A 16082-nucleotide genomic window follows, 5' to 3' on the forward strand; every position below is an offset into this window, starting at 1 on the left:
TATCAAGCAACAGCTTCCGATAGTTCTGTTAGCTAAACAAGCATCACAAGGACGTATTAACAATGTGGCTACAGCAGACCGCCCGCACCCCCTTTAAACGCCTGAAACTAGGCGCCTCAATTGCGGCAACACTGTTATCAGGCTATGGCTCTCGCCAGGCATTTGCCGGTAGCTGTCTACCCGGTGGCTCAGCCAATACCTATATCTGTAACGGCGCTGAAAACAACGCAACCGATGTTACACAGACATTAAACTCTGGTGCTAATCCATTAACAGTCACCACATCTGCTGGTTTTGGTATTGATACGACCAGTACTGGCGGTAATGCAATAGATTTAAGAAACAGCTCTGGCTCATCCATCAGTTTCGCTGACACTAATGGATCTGTGATAACGGGTAGGAACTACGGCATTAACACACGTAACAATGGAACCGGTGCCACCACCATTACTGTTAGCGGAGAAGTATCTGGTGAGAATAGAAACGGCGTCAATGCCTATAACGGATCGACAACCACAGACCTTACCATTAACACTAGCACAGTCACTGGTTACAACGGTGGTATTGTTGCAAACAATCTCGGTACAGGGGCGACTAGCATTACTTCTAGCCAAGAAGTAAATAGTACAGCTAATTATTTTGGTACTGGTATTGGTATTAGCGCCACTAACTCTACAACAGCCACCGATCTTACCGTTACCGCGGCCAGAGTAACTGGTTACTGGCAAGGTATTTCAGTTTACAACGCAGGCACGGGCGCAACTAGTATCACCAGTACTGATACCGTTACAGGTGGAATTTCTGCCGGTAACGTTTCACGTGCCTCTGACCTTAATATCAAGACTATGGTCGTAACGGGTCGAAATTCGGGCATTTCGGCTTTCCACGAAGGCTCTGGGGCAATCACCATTACCACTACCGGCACTGTAACCGGTGTAACAGATTATGGCATCAACGCTCGTAGTGAAAATAGATCCTCCGAACTAATCATCAACACTGTCGCGGTAACGGGTGGGTTTACCGGTATTAAATCAACTAACAATGGTTTGGGTTCGACCAGTATTAGCTCAACAGGGACGGTAACTGGCCTAGATTATTCAGGAATTGATGCTGAAAACTTTGGACAATCCACCCACCTTACGATTAAGACTTCCGATGTAATCGGACAGATAGATGGCATTTTTACGCGCAACAATGGCACGGGTAAGACCAATATTACCACTACCGGTACGGTTAAAGGCTTACATCGCTGCGGGATAGTTGCCGGAAACCGTTATTCAGCCTCTGATATTGTTATTAGTGCAGTCGATATTTCTGGACCCGAAAGAGCCATTGTTACAAATAATTCTGGCACAGGCGAAACTAGAATTACCTCTACAGGTAATGTCGTTGGTGGGATTTCCGCCAGTAATTATGTTACATCCACAGATATTTCCATTACCGCTGCCACCGTAACAGATCACGATTTAAGCCCTAATCACCTTAACAGAGGTATTATCACTGTCAGTAACAGAGGTACTGGCGAAACTAGCATCACCACCGGAAATGTATCAGTGACCCAGTCTGGTATATTTGGTATTGGAATTAAAGCAAATAACTATGGAACAGCCACTGACCTCACCATCAACTCTGCAACCATAACAAGTGACTATAGAGCTATTGCCGCACGTAATTACGGCACAGGCGCAACCAACATTACCACTTCGAGGGACGTTTCTGGCCAGATTTATGCCAAAAATTATTTTACAGCCACTCAACTTACCATTTCCACTGCTGCTGTTACCAGCCACTACGGAGGAGTTTCCGCTAATAACTATGGTAAGGGCCCAACCTATATAACCAGTACCGGCACTGTAACTGGCGGAGCACAATCTACAGGAATCTCTGCAATAAACCTAGGCACTGACCTTACCATTAACTCTGTCGCTGTAACCGGAGGTAAATCAGGTATTTCCGCACGCAACCTTTATGATACAGGCACTACCAGTATCACCGTCAGTGGTACAGTAACGGGTGGATCTGGAGCAGGCATCGACAACTATAATACTCACAATAGCTCTATCACTCTTAACACCGGCTCATCTGTCAGCGCAGCATCGGGGATAGCGATCGAAGATGGCCCGGGGGATACCACCGTCACCATCAATACCGGCGCTTCAGCTACCGGCTCAATCCGCTCAACAGGCGGAAGCAACAAAATCATACTGGATGGCGGTACACTAAACGTCGCAACCGGGCTTGCGCTAGCGGTCGATGGTGATGTTTTCAACCACGGCGTTATCAACCTGCAAAACAGCTCGGTAGATGCTGGCGCCACAGTTAACGGCAACTTTACCGGCGGGGGCGATTTGTTGATTGATACGGATCTGGCAACCGACGCTGCTGATACATTAGCAATAACCGGTAACGTCCTGGCGGGTGGTACTCAGGTAAGAGTCAACGACATATCAACCGGCCCTGCTACGGGTAATGACATTACTCTGATCTCCGTTGACGGCACCACCAAAGCCGGAGATTTCACCTTAGCAACGCCGCTGGTTAATGGCGCATTTAATTATAATGCTCTGTCGCTGATGGGGAATGATTGGGTATTACAATCTGTTGGAACAGCAGGCGGCCATGCCTACACTCCATTTGCATCAGGGGTTGAAGCGCTTGGGCAAAGCCTGTTAACGCTGGAGGCTCTGCCCTCTCTGGCCGACCGTACCCGCAATCGTATTACCGGCGCTAACAGTGGTGATGACACCGCTATTGATACACCGGTCTGGCTACGTATTGCCAGCGGTAAACGGAGCATAGATGGCACCGATTCAACCACAGGTGCTAATTTCGATACCAACCATTGGCGTGCTCAGATCGGGGTTGATTTTACCCTGTCAGATACCGCAGCTAGTCGTTTTGTCGCAGGCGTTAATGCCGGTTATGGGCAGGCAAACACAGATGTAAGCTCCTCCACGGGTAACAGCAAACTGGAGACCGAGAACTATAACCTTGGCGTCAGTGGTACATGGACCTTTATTAATGGTGCTTATGTTGATCTGCAAGCACAAAAAAGCTGGTACACAACCGACCTGTCAGCCAGTGGCGCAGGCAAAGTAAATGATATTTCTGCTGAGGGTTATAGTGCCTCAATAGAAGCCGGACATAAAATTCCCCTAAGCGAAAGCTTACAGGTCACCCCACAAGCACAACTTATTTATGCCAAAGTTGATAGCGATAACTTTACCGGGGCCAATTCAGAACTGGTAAAGTTATCAGACAGCAACAGTCTAAAGGCTCGTATCGGAGCAGAGTTGGCGAAGCAGTTTACGGATGATGGTGCCTCCCAGGGCTTTATACTCGCCAATGTGATCCATGAGTTTGAAGATGAAACTCAAGTCAACGTCAGTGGTGCACAACTGACCAACTCGGTTGATGACTGGAGTGCGGAGCTTGGGGCGGGCATCAGGCACAGCTGGAATAAAGGCTCGACACGCTATCAACTCTTTGCCTCAGTAACCGGCGGCAGCAGTCTAGAGAATCAGGGCGACAGCCACTCAGTGGAAGGTGAGTTTGGCTTTAAAGTTCACTTCTGATCTGTTGCTTGAAGATAGGGAGCCCCCAGAAAGGATGGCTATTATCATCCTTTATTATGTCTTCCTTTTACATGCTTTCCTTTTCATACCTGTCGTTCAAGATAACAACTACATGTGGTCACTAACGGCTGAGATAATTAGCCGATAAAGTGTTCCATCGCTCTGTCCAGCAACAGTGATGATCATAGTCAGGAAAGGTAATGATCTTTATCTGGCTATCATCCTTAAAATGCTGTTTGTAGGACTGAACAATAGATGGACTAACAATCAGATCCTTACCTCCGATGAGATGAATCTGTTCTATATTAGTAAGCGCCAGCCAGGCGTCAGCGGGATTTAACGACCCCCTGAGTGGAGAAAGCTGTTTCGCATCCGTCCAGGCTTGATGATCAAGATTACCTGCTATGGTGATCAAGCGAATCACATCATCTCGCCGAGCAGCTATTAATGCGGCAACAGCCCCGCCACCGGAATAGCCGACTAGCTGCAACTGTTCTGCAGAAAACTGTGCTTTAAGTTCGGTTATCACCTGATTAGTTGCCGCAATAACCTCCTCTGAAAATCGCTTACCGGTCCAATAGGCGTTATCACAGTTCCTTGCAGTGCTGCCGCCGACATATTGGCATGGTCGTGCCAGATAAATGGCATTACCATCAGGGTGAATAAGAGCCAGTTTCAGTCCGATTGGATTTATCGGCGTAGGGTCTGTGGAGGGGATGGAAGCTGTCCGCCAGGCAAAACCATCCCCTTCGATATAGACCGTAAGCAGGGGTGCTGCCTGTTTCTGTTTGGACTGATAACTCATTAAATCAAATAAAGGAGTCTCTATAACTTCAGACTGCCAACCCTGATTTACAGCAAGCTGATCTGAGATATCTGTGCGCTGCGAAACGCTGGGAACGCTAACACAGGCCGCGAGGACGACTAAAGCGATCGAGAAGACTCCGACATTAAAAATGTTAATTATCTTCATATCCTGTCTATCTGGACTGCCCCAATCAACACAACTACCTCTTACAAAATCATTAACCCTCTAAAGACCAATCCCTATGTAAAGAAGGCTTTTATCAGGTAACGAGCAAGTCACGCCTTTTGTGACATTCGAACTACGGCTTATAAAGCGATCGACCCTAACCGATTCTGAACCACTGCCCACAACTCTCTACCCCGAACACGCCATCCCGCTCCTCTGCCAGATCCGCAAGCTGATAGAAGACATTACGGTTTAACCGGCCTTCCATGCCATAACGCACCATCAGGTAGGGAGAGGGTTCATTCGTGTCCGGATCGATCTCTATCCGTAACGGATGCCCTGCGGAAGCGATAACAACATCATCAGTTGATGAGGTAAACACCAGCTCCTGCCCTGCCTCTCCGTCGTGAACCTCCAGCGCGGTGAAAAAGAAGGGCACATCCTCTACCTGAATGCCGACCTTCTCAATCGGAGTCACCAGAAAATAGCGCTCTCCTTCACGCCACAGGATAGAAGAAAATAACTTCACCATGGCGGCCCTTTTGATCTCACCGCCTTCATGTATCCAACGACCATCACGGGTGATCTGCATATCCAGATCACCGCTGAACTCCGGAGTCCAGAGGTGAACCGGAGGCAAAGAACGGGGTTCTCGATGGTCTGTATCCAGTTGCTGTTGTATCGATTTCAAATCCGCTTTTTTTTTCTCACTCACACTGCCCCCTCTTAACGCTTGGTCTCACTGATATCTATAGTGTATTTCAAGCGACATTAAATCGGCTCATATTAACTGCAAAAAATTTCACCTTATAACTTAATCACATGAAAGGCATTCATTGTTAGAATAGTTCGTACTTAAAGAGAAGTACTTAACAAGAAGTGCTTAACAAGAAGTACTGGCAGCCAGAACACTGTCGCACCACAAAGATCACAAATTACGGAACCCCAGATGAGCCACTCACGACTGAAACAGAAATTCGCCGACCCAACACGCGGCGTCTATTTTATTGGCACCACCCCGCCGAAATCTTCTGTTTCGATGGAGCAGCTATCTGAGATCGGTAATAAGCTGCTGGAACGTCTGCAACAGATCGACTATGACGGTGTCATCGTATACGACATTCAGGACGAAAGCAGCCGGATTGACAAGCCCCGTCCATTCCCGTTTATGAACACCCATGATCCCCGGGATTACTCAACCATACTGAGGGAGAAATCAGGCCGCCCGGTGATCACCTATAAAAGCGTCTCTCAGCGCAACAAAGATGATTTCAATGAGTGGCTGGACAAGGCCTGGTGCCCTCATGGCGTACGGGACATCGTTCTGGTCGGCAGTCCCTCCGCCGATGGCGATATCAAACTGACGCTGCCACAAGCCTACACGGCATTGAAGGAACACAGCCTTGATTTCAATCTGGGTGGGGTGACGATTGCCGAGCGCCATGCCAGCAAGGGCAATGAGCATCTGCGACTGTTAGAAAAAAGTGCACAGGGGTGCGAGTTTTTTGTTTCTCAGGCGGTTTACAACCCGCAGGCCACTATCGACCTGCTAAGCTCTTATGCCCGGGAGTGCAAAGAACGGGGCGTCGCACCGAAACGGATTATCCTCACCTTTACCCCTTGTGGCAGTGCAAAGACACTTGAGTTTATGGAGTGGCTGGGCATCTCAGTGCCACAGGCGACCCGTCACCGGATTCTTGACGCCCATAACCCACTGGCTGAATCTATCCGCATCTGCCGCAACAACCTGGATCAGATCCTGGAAGCCTGCGGTAACCTGGGTATCCCTCTGGGTCTGAATATTGAAAGCCTGACCAACCGCAAGGAGGAGATCGATGCCGCTATCCGCCTTTATAAACTGCTCAAAGCCACGCTGGATCTGAAACTGGCAGAGCTGGAACTATAATAGAGCCGATGACTCTAGCAAAAAGCCCGCGATGAATGCGGGCTTTTTTGATTATTCCTTATCGACTGCAACAGCATCATCGGGCTCTGCCTGAGGATGCTTCAATGCTTCAAGTGCAGCACTCATCTCTTTATACTTACCAGGTGCCCAGACAATCTGACGCTGAGCAAAATCGATGTTGTAGCCGCCTCCGCCGAGAATATCCATTCCCAGAAGCCCGTCGAAGGGTTGCGGACCACTGGTCTCAATCACTGCCGTGGATTTGTTTTCAATGCGATAGGGACCCAGTTCGATCCGGTCGAAGACCACCCGTTCGGTTTTGATCAATCCACCTCCGGCAACCTGCGCATAACTGGAATCACGACTGGTAGTATTCAGTGAGCTGACACCGTCGCGGTGGAGCACAGTCATACTGGCACCCGTATCCAGCAGCAGATTGAGGCTGGCTTTTCGGCCTCGCCAGACAACATTGACCGGCACCAGCACCTGATTGCCCATAATTCTGACCGGGGTTGTCATGTTCGCCAGCGTTCTTTCCAGCTCACGTATCTGCTGCTTCCTGCGATACTCCTCACTAATCTGTTGACGACTTTGCTCACTGGCCAGTTGTTCTTCAACGGTCATCCGTACCGTCTCAACCTGCTGGCTCTGGTGCCGGAACTGAGGGGGAATTTTATGGGGGCTATCGACGTAAACTTTGCGTCCACTGGCATCGATATAATGCAGAATCTCTGCTGACGCGAATGAGGACAACGCAGCTGTCGCCCACAGGATAACAGATAAAAACCTGATAGATCGGTACATAACGTTCGCTCCCTGTTTTTGCTTCACCGGCGTCCTACCGGTGTGAGAAAGTTAGTTCCAGAACTGATAAACGCCATTTAACAGGAAAACCGCAACAATCGCCAGAAACAGCAGCATAAAACGGATCATAAGGCAGTATTTGCAAACCTTTTTACGCTTGGGTGGCGCCATATCAGCCTCCCGCCAGCTTTACGGTAAAGCCCTGTTGCTCCAGCAGCTGTTTGAGTTTTTCCCGATGATCGCCCTGTATCTCGATGATTCCATCTTTCAGTGAGCCTCCGGTGCCACACTGCTGTTTGAGCTTTTTAGCCAGATCTTTCAACGCTTTGTCCGCCAGAGGTACGCCGCTGATGGTGGTGACTCCCTTGCCTTTTCTGCCTGCAGTTTCGCGACGGATCCGGACAACGCCATCCAGACTGGAAAGTCGTTCCTGGTCTCCCAACTGATCACACACACAGTGATCGACAGACTCTTTACACGCTGGGCACAGCGCCCCTTTTTCAGTAGAAAATACCAGATTACTTAGCTGATCACGCATCGACACAACGAAACACCCTATGGTTACAGTTTGCAGTTAATTGACTGACATACCACCTATCTGACGGGACAGATAAGCGGCGTAATTGTCGGTCATTCCTCCGATAAAATCGAGTACCCGCATATAGGATTGATACAGCGGCCATTGCGGATCGGGGCTATGTATCCCCATCAGGCTAATGATTTTCTGGCTACGATAACTCAGCTGGTCACTGCTCTGTGTATGCTGTTCATAGGCTGCGGCACAAAATGAATCCAGCAGACTCCCCAAAGTGCTGTACGCCCCCACCTCCAGCTCTGCTTTACGGTTGTCCGGAAATACCCGTTCACGGGCCAGCTTTTTAGCTTTTTCCAACCCTTCCCGCACACCGGCATCGCCATCGGCGAGCAGTTCTCCGCGGTATTCACCCGTCATAATCAGCGGCAGATTCGCCATAAATGCCGCGACGGTCGATTCAACCATGTTCTCCATTGCCATACCGCGCAGAGCGGATATTTTCCGTCGTGCTGACGCCTGGGTGAAAAAGATCTCGTCTTCATAGTTCAGATCACCACAAATCTGCAGCATGATCGGTTTGATATCATCAAAACCCAGAATGTTCAGCTCTATCGCATCCTCCAGATCCAGAATCGCATAACAGATATCATCGGCGGCCTCGACGAGGTAAGCCAGCGGGTGGCGGCACCAGTAGTCCTCCCCCAGCTTAACCAGCCCCAGCTCACGGCCCAGCGCATTGAGAATCTCCCGCTCGGTGCCAAAACTGCTGAATTTGCCTTTTTTTCCTGCGCGTTCCACCGTCCAGGGATATTTCAGCAGAGTCCCCAGCGTCGGATAGGTGAGCCTCAGTCCTCCATCGAACAGATTATTCTCGATCCGGGTAACCACCCGGAAACCCTGAGCATTACCCTCAAAGGTTTGCAGATCCAGTAGCTCCGCCGCAGATAGTTCTTCAAGATAGTGTTTGGGGGCTTTGTGTTTAAACCAGTCCCGGATAGCAAACTCCCCGGCGTGACCAAAGGGGGGGTTACCAATATCATGGGCCAGACAGGCCGATTGTACGATCGTGCCAAGATCGTGCGGGCTGATCCATGCGGGTAACTGATCCTGCAACAGCTCCCCCACCCGGATCCCCAGACTGCGCCCCAGACTCCCCACTTCAATACTGTGGGTCAGGCGGGTATGGATATGATCATTCAGAGATAGCGGGTGTACCTGAGTTTTGCGGCCCAGTCGCCGAAAGGCACTGGAGAAAATTATCCGGTCATGGTCTTTATGAAAATGACTTCGTCCAACCTCTTCAGGTGTCAGGTTCTCATGACCATACCGTTTCGTTGTCAGAAGTTTGTCCCACTCCATTATTACAATCCATCAGGTTCTGTTTGCTCCAGTGTGCGGTATCAGACCAGGCAAATCAATCGCTACTGATAACGGCAGAGTGAGAATCAGCGGTGGTTATTACTTTCCGGTTCATCAGGCACAACCAGAGAAATATCATGCATGGTGAAGATGAAACAGCTTTCACAGTGACGGCACTGGTAGATCTCAGCTACCGGTTTTTTTAACAGAGACTTCAGACCCGGATGTGGCTCAGTGTCAAACTTCGATTCGATCAGAAACTGGCAATCCCGACAGTGTGGTTGCATATATCCCCCCCCAGAGCTACAGCAGACAACTCTCAGTATAGATCTATTACCGGTTATAACATTAATAATTCATACCAAAACCAGACAAACCCCGTACCAATAATCCAGTATTGCTCTTTAATATCAACGCTATAACACTTATATATCGTTTAGATTTTAAACAAATATAGTTATAACATCTTATTCTGTTCCACATGTCTCAACCAGGAAACGTTTCACTAATCCATTGATAATGCGACAATTTGCCACATTCAGATCCGCACCTGGATCGGGGACAATTCATTGCAGAGGAAAGATCCACTGATGGGCCAGACTGTAGCCAAAAATAGTAAACCGCAATACCTGTACCTGGTCTTGTTGGGGGGATTCATTCTGGCAATATGGCTGGGTTCAAAAATGTTTGCTTTACCCTCTGTGCAATCGCCTGGGATGGCCAGCAATTGCGATCTTAACCAGCAGAGTTGCACGGTCGATATGGGGGAAGTAAGTCTGTCTGTGGATATTCAACCCAGGCCCGTTCGCTCACTGACACCGCTGAACTACCGGGTCAGCATTAATGGGACCAGCGCCAGCAAAGTAATCATCGATCTGCAGGGCAGTGAAATGTATATGGGCATCAATCAGACTGAACTAACCGCTGACGAAAGCAGCCCCGGAGCTTTTAGTGGACAGGGTGAGTTAGCCATCTGCACCACCGGTGAGATGTTATGGCGACTGACCGTCTCGGCAGAAACCGCTGCCGGACCAATCAACACATGGTTTGAATTCAGAGCAAAATAATGGCAAGCAACCTGACGACACTACGCAACCTGTTACTCCTGACGCTGGCCCTGCTCGCAGGCATCGTCACCGCTTATATACTGTCCCCGCAAAGTGGTTCACCGGGGCAGCCAATGCTGAAAACCCTGGGGGGGGATTTCACCCTGCAGGGGGTCGATGGCGATGTTTCCCTGCACGATTTTAAAGGCAAAGTGGTCCTGATCTATTTTGGCTATACCCACTGTCCGGATGTTTGCCCAACCTCTCTGGCGGTGATATCTCAGGCGATGAAAAACCTCGATCCCGATCAGCGGGAGCAGGTTCAACCCATCTTTATCAGCGTGGACCCTGACCGTGACACCCCGGAAAAGCTGGCTGAGTACAGCGCGTTCTTCTACCCGTCTATTATTGGTGTCACCGGCAGTCGGGAAAAAATTGACCAGACGGTCTCACAGTACGGTGCATTTTACCGCATTGTCGATATGAAGGATTCAGCGATGGGATATGCCGTTGATCACTCCTCCCGTATCTACCTGATCAATAAACAGGGTGAACTGAGCAGCACTGTGGCCCACGGCACACCACCTGAAAAACTGGAGACTGAGATAAAAGCACTGCTTTAATAACCGACAAGGCACTCTGGTCTTCGACACAGGATGTTATCAACAATTCCACTATCACTATGGATAAAAACGTTATGAAAAAGCTTATTACGCTGGTTGCCGCACTGACACTTTCAGCTTCCGCTTTTGCCGAGGTCCGGGTCGACCACCCCTATGCCCGCGCTGTGCCACCGGGACAACCTAACAGTGCTGCTTTTATGACGCTGACGAACAACAGCGATACAGAAGTATCTCTGGTTTCAGCGTCCTCCTCAGTTGCCAAGGTTGCCGAGCTGCATACTCACACTCAGGAAAACGGGGTGATGAAAATGCGCAGGATTCCGGAGATAACCCTGCAAGCCAATGAGCAGGTAGAACTGAAACCCGGTGGCCTTCATGTTATGTTGATAGGCCTGAAGCAGAACCTGGCTAAAGATCAGACCATTGATCTGACACTGAATTTCAGCGATGGCAGCTCAGAGAAGCTGGATATCAAAGTGATGGATGTCATGTCTGGCATGGGTAATATGCAGATGCATAATGGGATGAAAAAACAAACGCCCTGATATCTGAAACAAAAAAACCGGCATCTTCTGCCGGTTTTTTTATTTTCCATCCAGTGAAAACTGATCGGCGCTGAGTGGCGCTGTAGCATAATAGTGTTGCAACGCTTTAATCAGGGCTGCTGGACGTTCGGGCAAACCATCGACAAGATAACGCTTAACCTGCGACAGTACAGCCGACTTAAACTCCTTACTGGCACCGATATCGCTGCCAAGATTATCAGCACTGAAATGAAATTTATGGCCTGCAGCCTCCGACAGCAGCCACTCCAGCGCCTGCGGTTTAACCTCAACCTTCTCAAATTCGGCCTGCTCTTCAGCTGTTCGGCCATCAGGCTTATACCAGTAACCAAAATCGACCAGTTGACGACGCTGCTCGCCGGCAACACACCAATGGCTGATCTCATGCAGCGCACTGGCAAAGAAACCGTGGGCAAAGATAACCCGGTGTTTGGGATGGCTGGCATCGGCTGGCAGATAGATCGGTTCATCGTCTCCTCTGACCAGCTCAGTATTCAGTGTTTCGCTGAAAAGTCCGTTAAAAAGACCGATCAGGCTTTCAGGGGTCGGTTGTGTCATTTTGTCGATATTCTTACTGCTGATATTTAACCCAGGTTTGCTGATTCAGCCACCAACTATCACCACTGTTATGGTCGATACGGGCGGCAACATACCCTTTGACATCACTGTTAGCAGGCAACAACTGTATATCGTAGGAGGAGATTGATGGTGTCTGTTCCTCTTCAAGTGGCTGCCAGCTGTTAGCGGCAGAGATCCAGCTCTCGCCGGAAAAACGATTGTAACGAATCATTACCCACTGCCCTTTCGCGGTATAGCAACTGGCCAGTTTAAATGGATCACCACCGCCCAGCTCCGGCGCAATCTGCTGTAACTCAGTTAACTGCTGATCCAGCCGTTGCATCATGTCCGACAAGCCGGGATCTGGCTCTGCAGCCTGAGGTTTTTCAACAGCCGAACGTTTAACCTCCTGCGCCAGCACCTGAAACTGGGTCAGTAACAACTGCACACGCTCAGCAACAGAGCTGTTCTGTACTTTGAGTTCGAGAAACTGCTCCTGTAACAGCGTGATACGTCCATTCAACTGATCGAACTGTGCAGACTGATCCAGGGTATCCGGTGGTGAGCCCGCCTGCTGCGCAGCCGAAGATGGCCCAGCGGGTGAACTGGCTTCCGGCTGGACATTGGCGGCATTACAGCCAGCCAGTGTGAATATGCTCAGAAGGGATAATAAAGCGACTCGGTTCACAAACTTCTCCTTCTCATTTGTGCGCCCATTCTAACGGATGCACAGGCTGAGTAGAACCGCTTTTCCCCTGACATGAAGAGATTCGCTGACCTGGGTTAATACAGATCGGACGAACTGCATAGAAGAGGCTATTCAGGCCGCATAATCCAGGACAATACGAAGCTCAGCAAGGTGACTGCAATCAACAAAAGGTTACTAAGCTATTCGATTTTAGCCGTCTGACTACCGGACTTCCCGGTATTCTCAACCCAGCTAATCGTCAACGTTTCTCCCGTAGCCCCACCGGAAAAGCTAAAGGCCAGAAAAGGATTTTCAGCGATGGCGGTACTGAGATTTGCAGCAAAAACAGGCTTCCCTTCATGCATCACTTTAATCTCGCGCAAAAACTTAGCCGATATTATCTGGCCGGTCTTTTTATCGGTGCGCTGTCCATCCTCCATACTATGGCGAACCTTGAGCTTGACCTGAGTTATACCGTTCTGCATGTGGGCGCTAACATTTATCATATCAGCCATCTTTGCACCCTCCGTTGGTCACTTTCGTTTCCTGCGAGGCGCTCAACAGTTGACCATCCGCTTTGACTACCGCTGTAATACTGGATGACTCACGCATCCGGATCCGGGTAGACACCGACGGCTCAGTGTCTGGCGGGATAATAAACTGAGCCACCAGAGGGTGAAGATTGGCTTCCACAAACAGACTGATGGACTCAACATTGGCCAGTGAGGTCTTTACTGTAACCGGCACCATAGCCCCATCAGCAGCGATGCGGGGCGCTTTAACACTAACCTGATCACTGGCAACAGGCACGCCACCCAGCAACAGTTTCACGGCAAACCCCTGGCTTTGTGCAGCAAAAGCGCTTTTATTCCACGCCATTGCCAGGCTCGGCATCAGTGCCCCAACACCCACCAAAGCCCCACCATTGATGATCGCCTTTACAATGGCACGCCGATTCAACATTGTTTCAGCCCTCTATGCTTCGCTACTCTTGCCTATCCTGCCCTCACCCCGGGCAAGATAACGCATCCCCACGGGTTTCTCACTAATTTGAGACAATATAAATCTATTGAACTCAGGCGCCCTTCCTCTTCTGACAACCTCAACAGGAAGCAATAACAGGCGCCCCCTGCTCAGCGATGTTGCCACTCTGGTTTTCGCTTATGAATGAAGGCATCAATCCCCTCACCAGCATCGTGAGTAAGCATATTTTCCGTCATCACCCGACTGCATTCGATGTAAGCCTGCTCCAGAGGCTTATCTATCTGACGGGCATAGGCCAGCTTACCGATAGAGATCGCCTTACGTGAGCTGGCGGCAATTTTAGTAGCCACCTCCCCGGCTTTTTGTCCCACAGATGATTCAGGAACGACCCAGTTCAGCAGGCCTATTTCAGCCGCCTTTTCAGCACTGATCATATCACCAAGCAGCAACATCTCCATCGCATGTTTCTTACTCACGGCACGACTCAGAGCTACCATCGGCGTCGAACAAAACAGACCGATATTAACCCCGGGCGTCGCAAAACGTGCGGTTTCACTGGCCACCGCCAGGTCACAACTGGCGACCAGTTGACAACCCGCCGCCGTCGCGACACCGTGAACCTGTGCAATCACCGGAACCGGAAGATTTACGATTCGCTGCATCAGCGTTGAGCAGGTTTCAAAGGTGCACTGATAATAGCTTTCCTCTCCCTCTCCCAACATCTGCTTCAGATCATGACCGGAGCAGAATCCACGGCCATTACCCCGCAAAATAACAACACGGACAGCGATATCTTCAGCAATCGCGTCAAATGCGGCGATGAGCGCTTGCATCAGCTCCATAGAGAGAGAGTTATATGCATCAGGGCGGTTTAGTGTCAGTGTGCAGATACCATCAGCATCCTCACGGATCAATAGGGTGTCACTCATAGCGGCCTCAGTTATTGTTTTATGTTAGAGCAAACGCTAAAGCAAAACCGGCAAAAAATAAAGGATATCCCCTATTTTTAGACTAAAAGCGAAGTAGGCAGGCTTGCATGGGTTATTGACGCAACTGTTTAGCCAGAAACCGGTCCAGCTGATTGGCAAACAGCTGACGATCCTGCTGGTTTAGTTTGGCAGGGCCTCCGGTGTCAATGCCAGAACTGCGAAGCTGATCCATAAAGTCACGCATATTCAGTCTCTGGCGAATATTTTCAGGGGTATAGAACTCCCCCCGGGGGTTCAGTGCATGTGCCCCCTTTTCCAGCACCTCGGAAGCCAGCGGGATATCGGCCGTAATCACCAGATCTCCTGCATTGCACTTCTGCACGATATAGTTATCAGCAACATCAAACCCGGCAGGCACCTGCACCGCACTGATAAAAGCAGACGGCGGCGTTGATAAAAACTGATTAGCAACCAGAACCGTTTTAATACCCAAACGTTGTGCCGCGCGAAACAGAATCTCCTTCACCACATTAGGACAGGCATCCGCATCAACCCAGATATTCATAGACGGGTCCGGTTGTGATCAGAGTGAGAGAATGTCGATCATCTCCGGCATCTCTTTCGCCGGAGCACTAAAGCTATTGTCAGGATCACTGATACCATGGGCAAAGCCGCGTTGCAGCCCCTTAAAATCAAACAGCTCAGTATCGACAAGGTGGGAGGGAACCACATGTCTCAATGAGCGGAACATGGTTTCAATACGTCCCGGATGATGTTTATCCCAGTCCTGTAACATCTCTTTAACTACCTGACGCTGCAGGCCATCCTGCGACCCGCACAGATTACAGGGGATAATGGGGAATCCGCGCATCTCAGCATAGGCCGCGATATCTTTCTCGCGGGCATAGGCCAGCGGACGGATCACCATATTCTTGCCATCATCGCTCACCAGCTTCGGCGGCATCGATTTCAGCTTGCCCCCATAAAACATGTTGAGGAAGAAGGTTTCCAGAATATCATCACGGTGATGTCCCAGGGCGATCTTATTGGCCCCGATCTGCTCGGCAAAGCCATACAGCGTGCCGCGACGCAGACGGGAACATAATGCACAGGTAGTTTTACCCTCCGGCACCAGTTCTTTAACAACCGAATAGGTATCTCTTTCGACAATATGAAACGGCACACCTACCTGAGTCAGATACTCAGGCAGCACATGTTCGGGAAAGCCTGGCTGCTTCTGATCCAGGTTAACGGCAACAAGGTCAAAACTGATCGGGGCACTCTTCTGAAGGTTCATCAGAATATCCAGCATGGCAAAAGAGTCTTTACCACCGGACAGACACACCATCACCTTATCGCCATCTTCGATCATATTAAAATCTTCGATTGCGCGACCAGTTTCCCGACGCAGGCGTTTTTGCAGTTTGTTTAGCCGGGTTTTCTGTTGTTTTGCCAGTTCTTCGCTCATATACACTTTCTGGAAGCAGTTTAAAAAGGCGGCGATTATAGCGGATAACAACAAAATAATCAGCCTGCAAA

18 protein-coding genes are annotated in these 16082 nt (G+C 49.7%); 5 read left to right on the forward strand and 13 right to left on the reverse strand.

Going from position 1 to position 16082, the window contains the following annotated elements; all coding sequences use genetic code 11:
* The first annotated feature begins 62 nt into the window (after positions 1 to 62).
* A complete protein-coding gene (locus tag OCU43_RS13615; RefSeq protein ID WP_091356166.1) occupies positions 63 to 3575 on the forward strand; it encodes an autotransporter outer membrane beta-barrel domain-containing protein in 3513 nt (1170 codons plus the stop codon).
* A gap of 121 nt (positions 3576 to 3696) precedes the next feature.
* On the opposite strand, the gene OCU43_RS13620 is transcribed toward OCU43_RS13615, so the two are convergent.
* Both OCU43_RS13620 and OCU43_RS13625 read right to left on the reverse strand, forming a co-directional pair.
* Positions 3697 to 4548, reverse strand: a complete 852-nt coding sequence (locus tag OCU43_RS13620) for an alpha/beta hydrolase (protein ID WP_091356169.1) — start codon at positions 4546 to 4548, stop codon at positions 3697 to 3699.
* 157 nt (positions 4549 to 4705) lie between these two features.
* Positions 4706 to 5263 (reverse strand): DUF1285 domain-containing protein, encoded by a 558-nt coding sequence (locus tag OCU43_RS13625; RefSeq protein ID WP_091356173.1) that lies wholly within the window; start codon positions 5261 to 5263, stop codon positions 4706 to 4708.
* Positions 5264 to 5497: 234 nt separating this feature from the next.
* Here OCU43_RS13625 and OCU43_RS13630 point away from each other — a divergent pair, with 234 nt between their 5' ends.
* On the forward strand, positions 5498 to 6454 hold the full coding sequence (locus OCU43_RS13630) for a methylenetetrahydrofolate reductase (protein ID WP_091356176.1): 957 nt from the start codon (positions 5498 to 5500) through the stop codon (positions 6452 to 6454).
* A 51-nt stretch (positions 6455 to 6505) separates the two neighbouring features.
* On the opposite strand, the gene OCU43_RS13635 is transcribed toward OCU43_RS13630, so the two are convergent.
* The 4 genes from OCU43_RS13635 to OCU43_RS13650 all read right to left on the reverse strand — a co-directional run bounded on the left by OCU43_RS13635 (position 6506) and on the right by OCU43_RS13650 (position 9439).
* A complete protein-coding gene (locus OCU43_RS13635; RefSeq protein ID WP_091356177.1) occupies positions 6506 to 7258 on the reverse strand; it encodes a retropepsin-like aspartic protease in 753 nt (250 codons plus the stop codon).
* A 172-nt stretch (positions 7259 to 7430) separates the two neighbouring features.
* On the reverse strand, positions 7431 to 7796 hold the full coding sequence (locus OCU43_RS13640; RefSeq protein WP_091356179.1) for a translation initiation factor Sui1: 366 nt from the start codon (positions 7794 to 7796) through the stop codon (positions 7431 to 7433).
* A 36-nt stretch (positions 7797 to 7832) separates the two neighbouring features.
* Positions 7833 to 9152 carry a deoxyguanosinetriphosphate triphosphohydrolase gene (locus tag OCU43_RS13645; protein ID WP_091356181.1) on the reverse strand — a complete coding sequence of 440 codons (1320 nt, stop codon included), beginning with the start codon at positions 9150 to 9152 and terminating at the stop codon, positions 7833 to 7835.
* Positions 9153 to 9238: 86 nt separating this feature from the next.
* Positions 9239 to 9439 (reverse strand): hypothetical protein, encoded by a 201-nt coding sequence (locus tag OCU43_RS13650; protein WP_091356183.1) that lies wholly within the window; start codon positions 9437 to 9439, stop codon positions 9239 to 9241.
* Positions 9440 to 9742: 303 nt separating this feature from the next.
* Here OCU43_RS13650 and OCU43_RS13655 point away from each other — a divergent pair, with 303 nt between their 5' ends.
* The 3 genes from OCU43_RS13655 (at position 9743) to OCU43_RS13665 (ending at position 11366) form a co-directional block, all read left to right on the forward strand.
* Positions 9743 to 10219, forward strand: coding sequence for a hypothetical protein (locus tag OCU43_RS13655; protein ID WP_091356185.1), 477 nt, complete (start codon positions 9743 to 9745; stop codon positions 10217 to 10219).
* Positions 10219 to 10821: an SCO family protein gene (locus tag OCU43_RS13660; protein ID WP_091356187.1), complete on the forward strand. Its 603-nt coding sequence runs from the start codon at positions 10219 to 10221 to the stop codon at positions 10819 to 10821. The genes OCU43_RS13655 and OCU43_RS13660 overlap by 1 nt, the downstream gene beginning before the upstream one ends.
* Before the next feature lie 74 nt (positions 10822 to 10895).
* Entirely contained in the window at positions 10896 to 11366 is a 471-nt protein-coding gene (locus OCU43_RS13665; protein WP_091356272.1) for a copper chaperone PCu(A)C, read from the forward strand.
* A gap of 39 nt (positions 11367 to 11405) precedes the next feature.
* Here the strand turns inward: OCU43_RS13665 and OCU43_RS13670 are convergent, their stop codons facing one another.
* The 7 genes from OCU43_RS13670 to ttcA form a co-directional block, all read right to left on the reverse strand.
* On the reverse strand, positions 11406 to 11942 hold the full coding sequence (locus OCU43_RS13670) for an elongation factor P hydroxylase (RefSeq protein ID WP_091356190.1): 537 nt from the start codon (positions 11940 to 11942) through the stop codon (positions 11406 to 11408).
* Between the two features lie 13 nt (positions 11943 to 11955).
* Positions 11956 to 12630 (reverse strand): hypothetical protein, encoded by a 675-nt coding sequence (locus tag OCU43_RS13675; RefSeq protein WP_091356193.1) that lies wholly within the window; start codon positions 12628 to 12630, stop codon positions 11956 to 11958.
* A 200-nt stretch (positions 12631 to 12830) separates the two neighbouring features.
* Positions 12831 to 13145 (reverse strand): thiosulfate oxidation carrier complex protein SoxZ, encoded by a 315-nt coding sequence (gene soxZ, locus OCU43_RS13680; protein WP_091356195.1) that lies wholly within the window; start codon positions 13143 to 13145, stop codon positions 12831 to 12833.
* A complete protein-coding gene (gene soxY / locus OCU43_RS13685; RefSeq protein WP_091356198.1) occupies positions 13138 to 13593 on the reverse strand; it encodes a thiosulfate oxidation carrier protein SoxY in 456 nt (151 codons plus the stop codon). The genes soxZ and soxY overlap by 8 nt, the downstream gene beginning before the upstream one ends.
* A 170-nt stretch (positions 13594 to 13763) precedes the next feature.
* Entirely contained in the window at positions 13764 to 14543 is a 780-nt protein-coding gene (locus OCU43_RS13690; RefSeq protein ID WP_091356201.1) for an enoyl-CoA hydratase, read from the reverse strand.
* A 112-nt stretch (positions 14544 to 14655) separates the two neighbouring features.
* Positions 14656 to 15108, reverse strand: a complete 453-nt coding sequence (locus OCU43_RS13695) for a YaiI/YqxD family protein (protein WP_091356203.1) — start codon at positions 15106 to 15108, stop codon at positions 14656 to 14658.
* Positions 15109 to 15126: 18 nt separating this feature from the next.
* A complete protein-coding gene (gene ttcA / locus OCU43_RS13700; protein WP_091356206.1) occupies positions 15127 to 16011 on the reverse strand; it encodes a tRNA 2-thiocytidine(32) synthetase TtcA in 885 nt (294 codons plus the stop codon).
* Between the last annotated feature and the right edge of the window lie 71 nt (positions 16012 to 16082).

The organism is Amphritea atlantica, from assembly GCF_024347255.1.
GTDB classification, from domain to species: Bacteria; Pseudomonadota; Gammaproteobacteria; order Pseudomonadales; family Balneatricaceae; genus Amphritea; species Amphritea atlantica.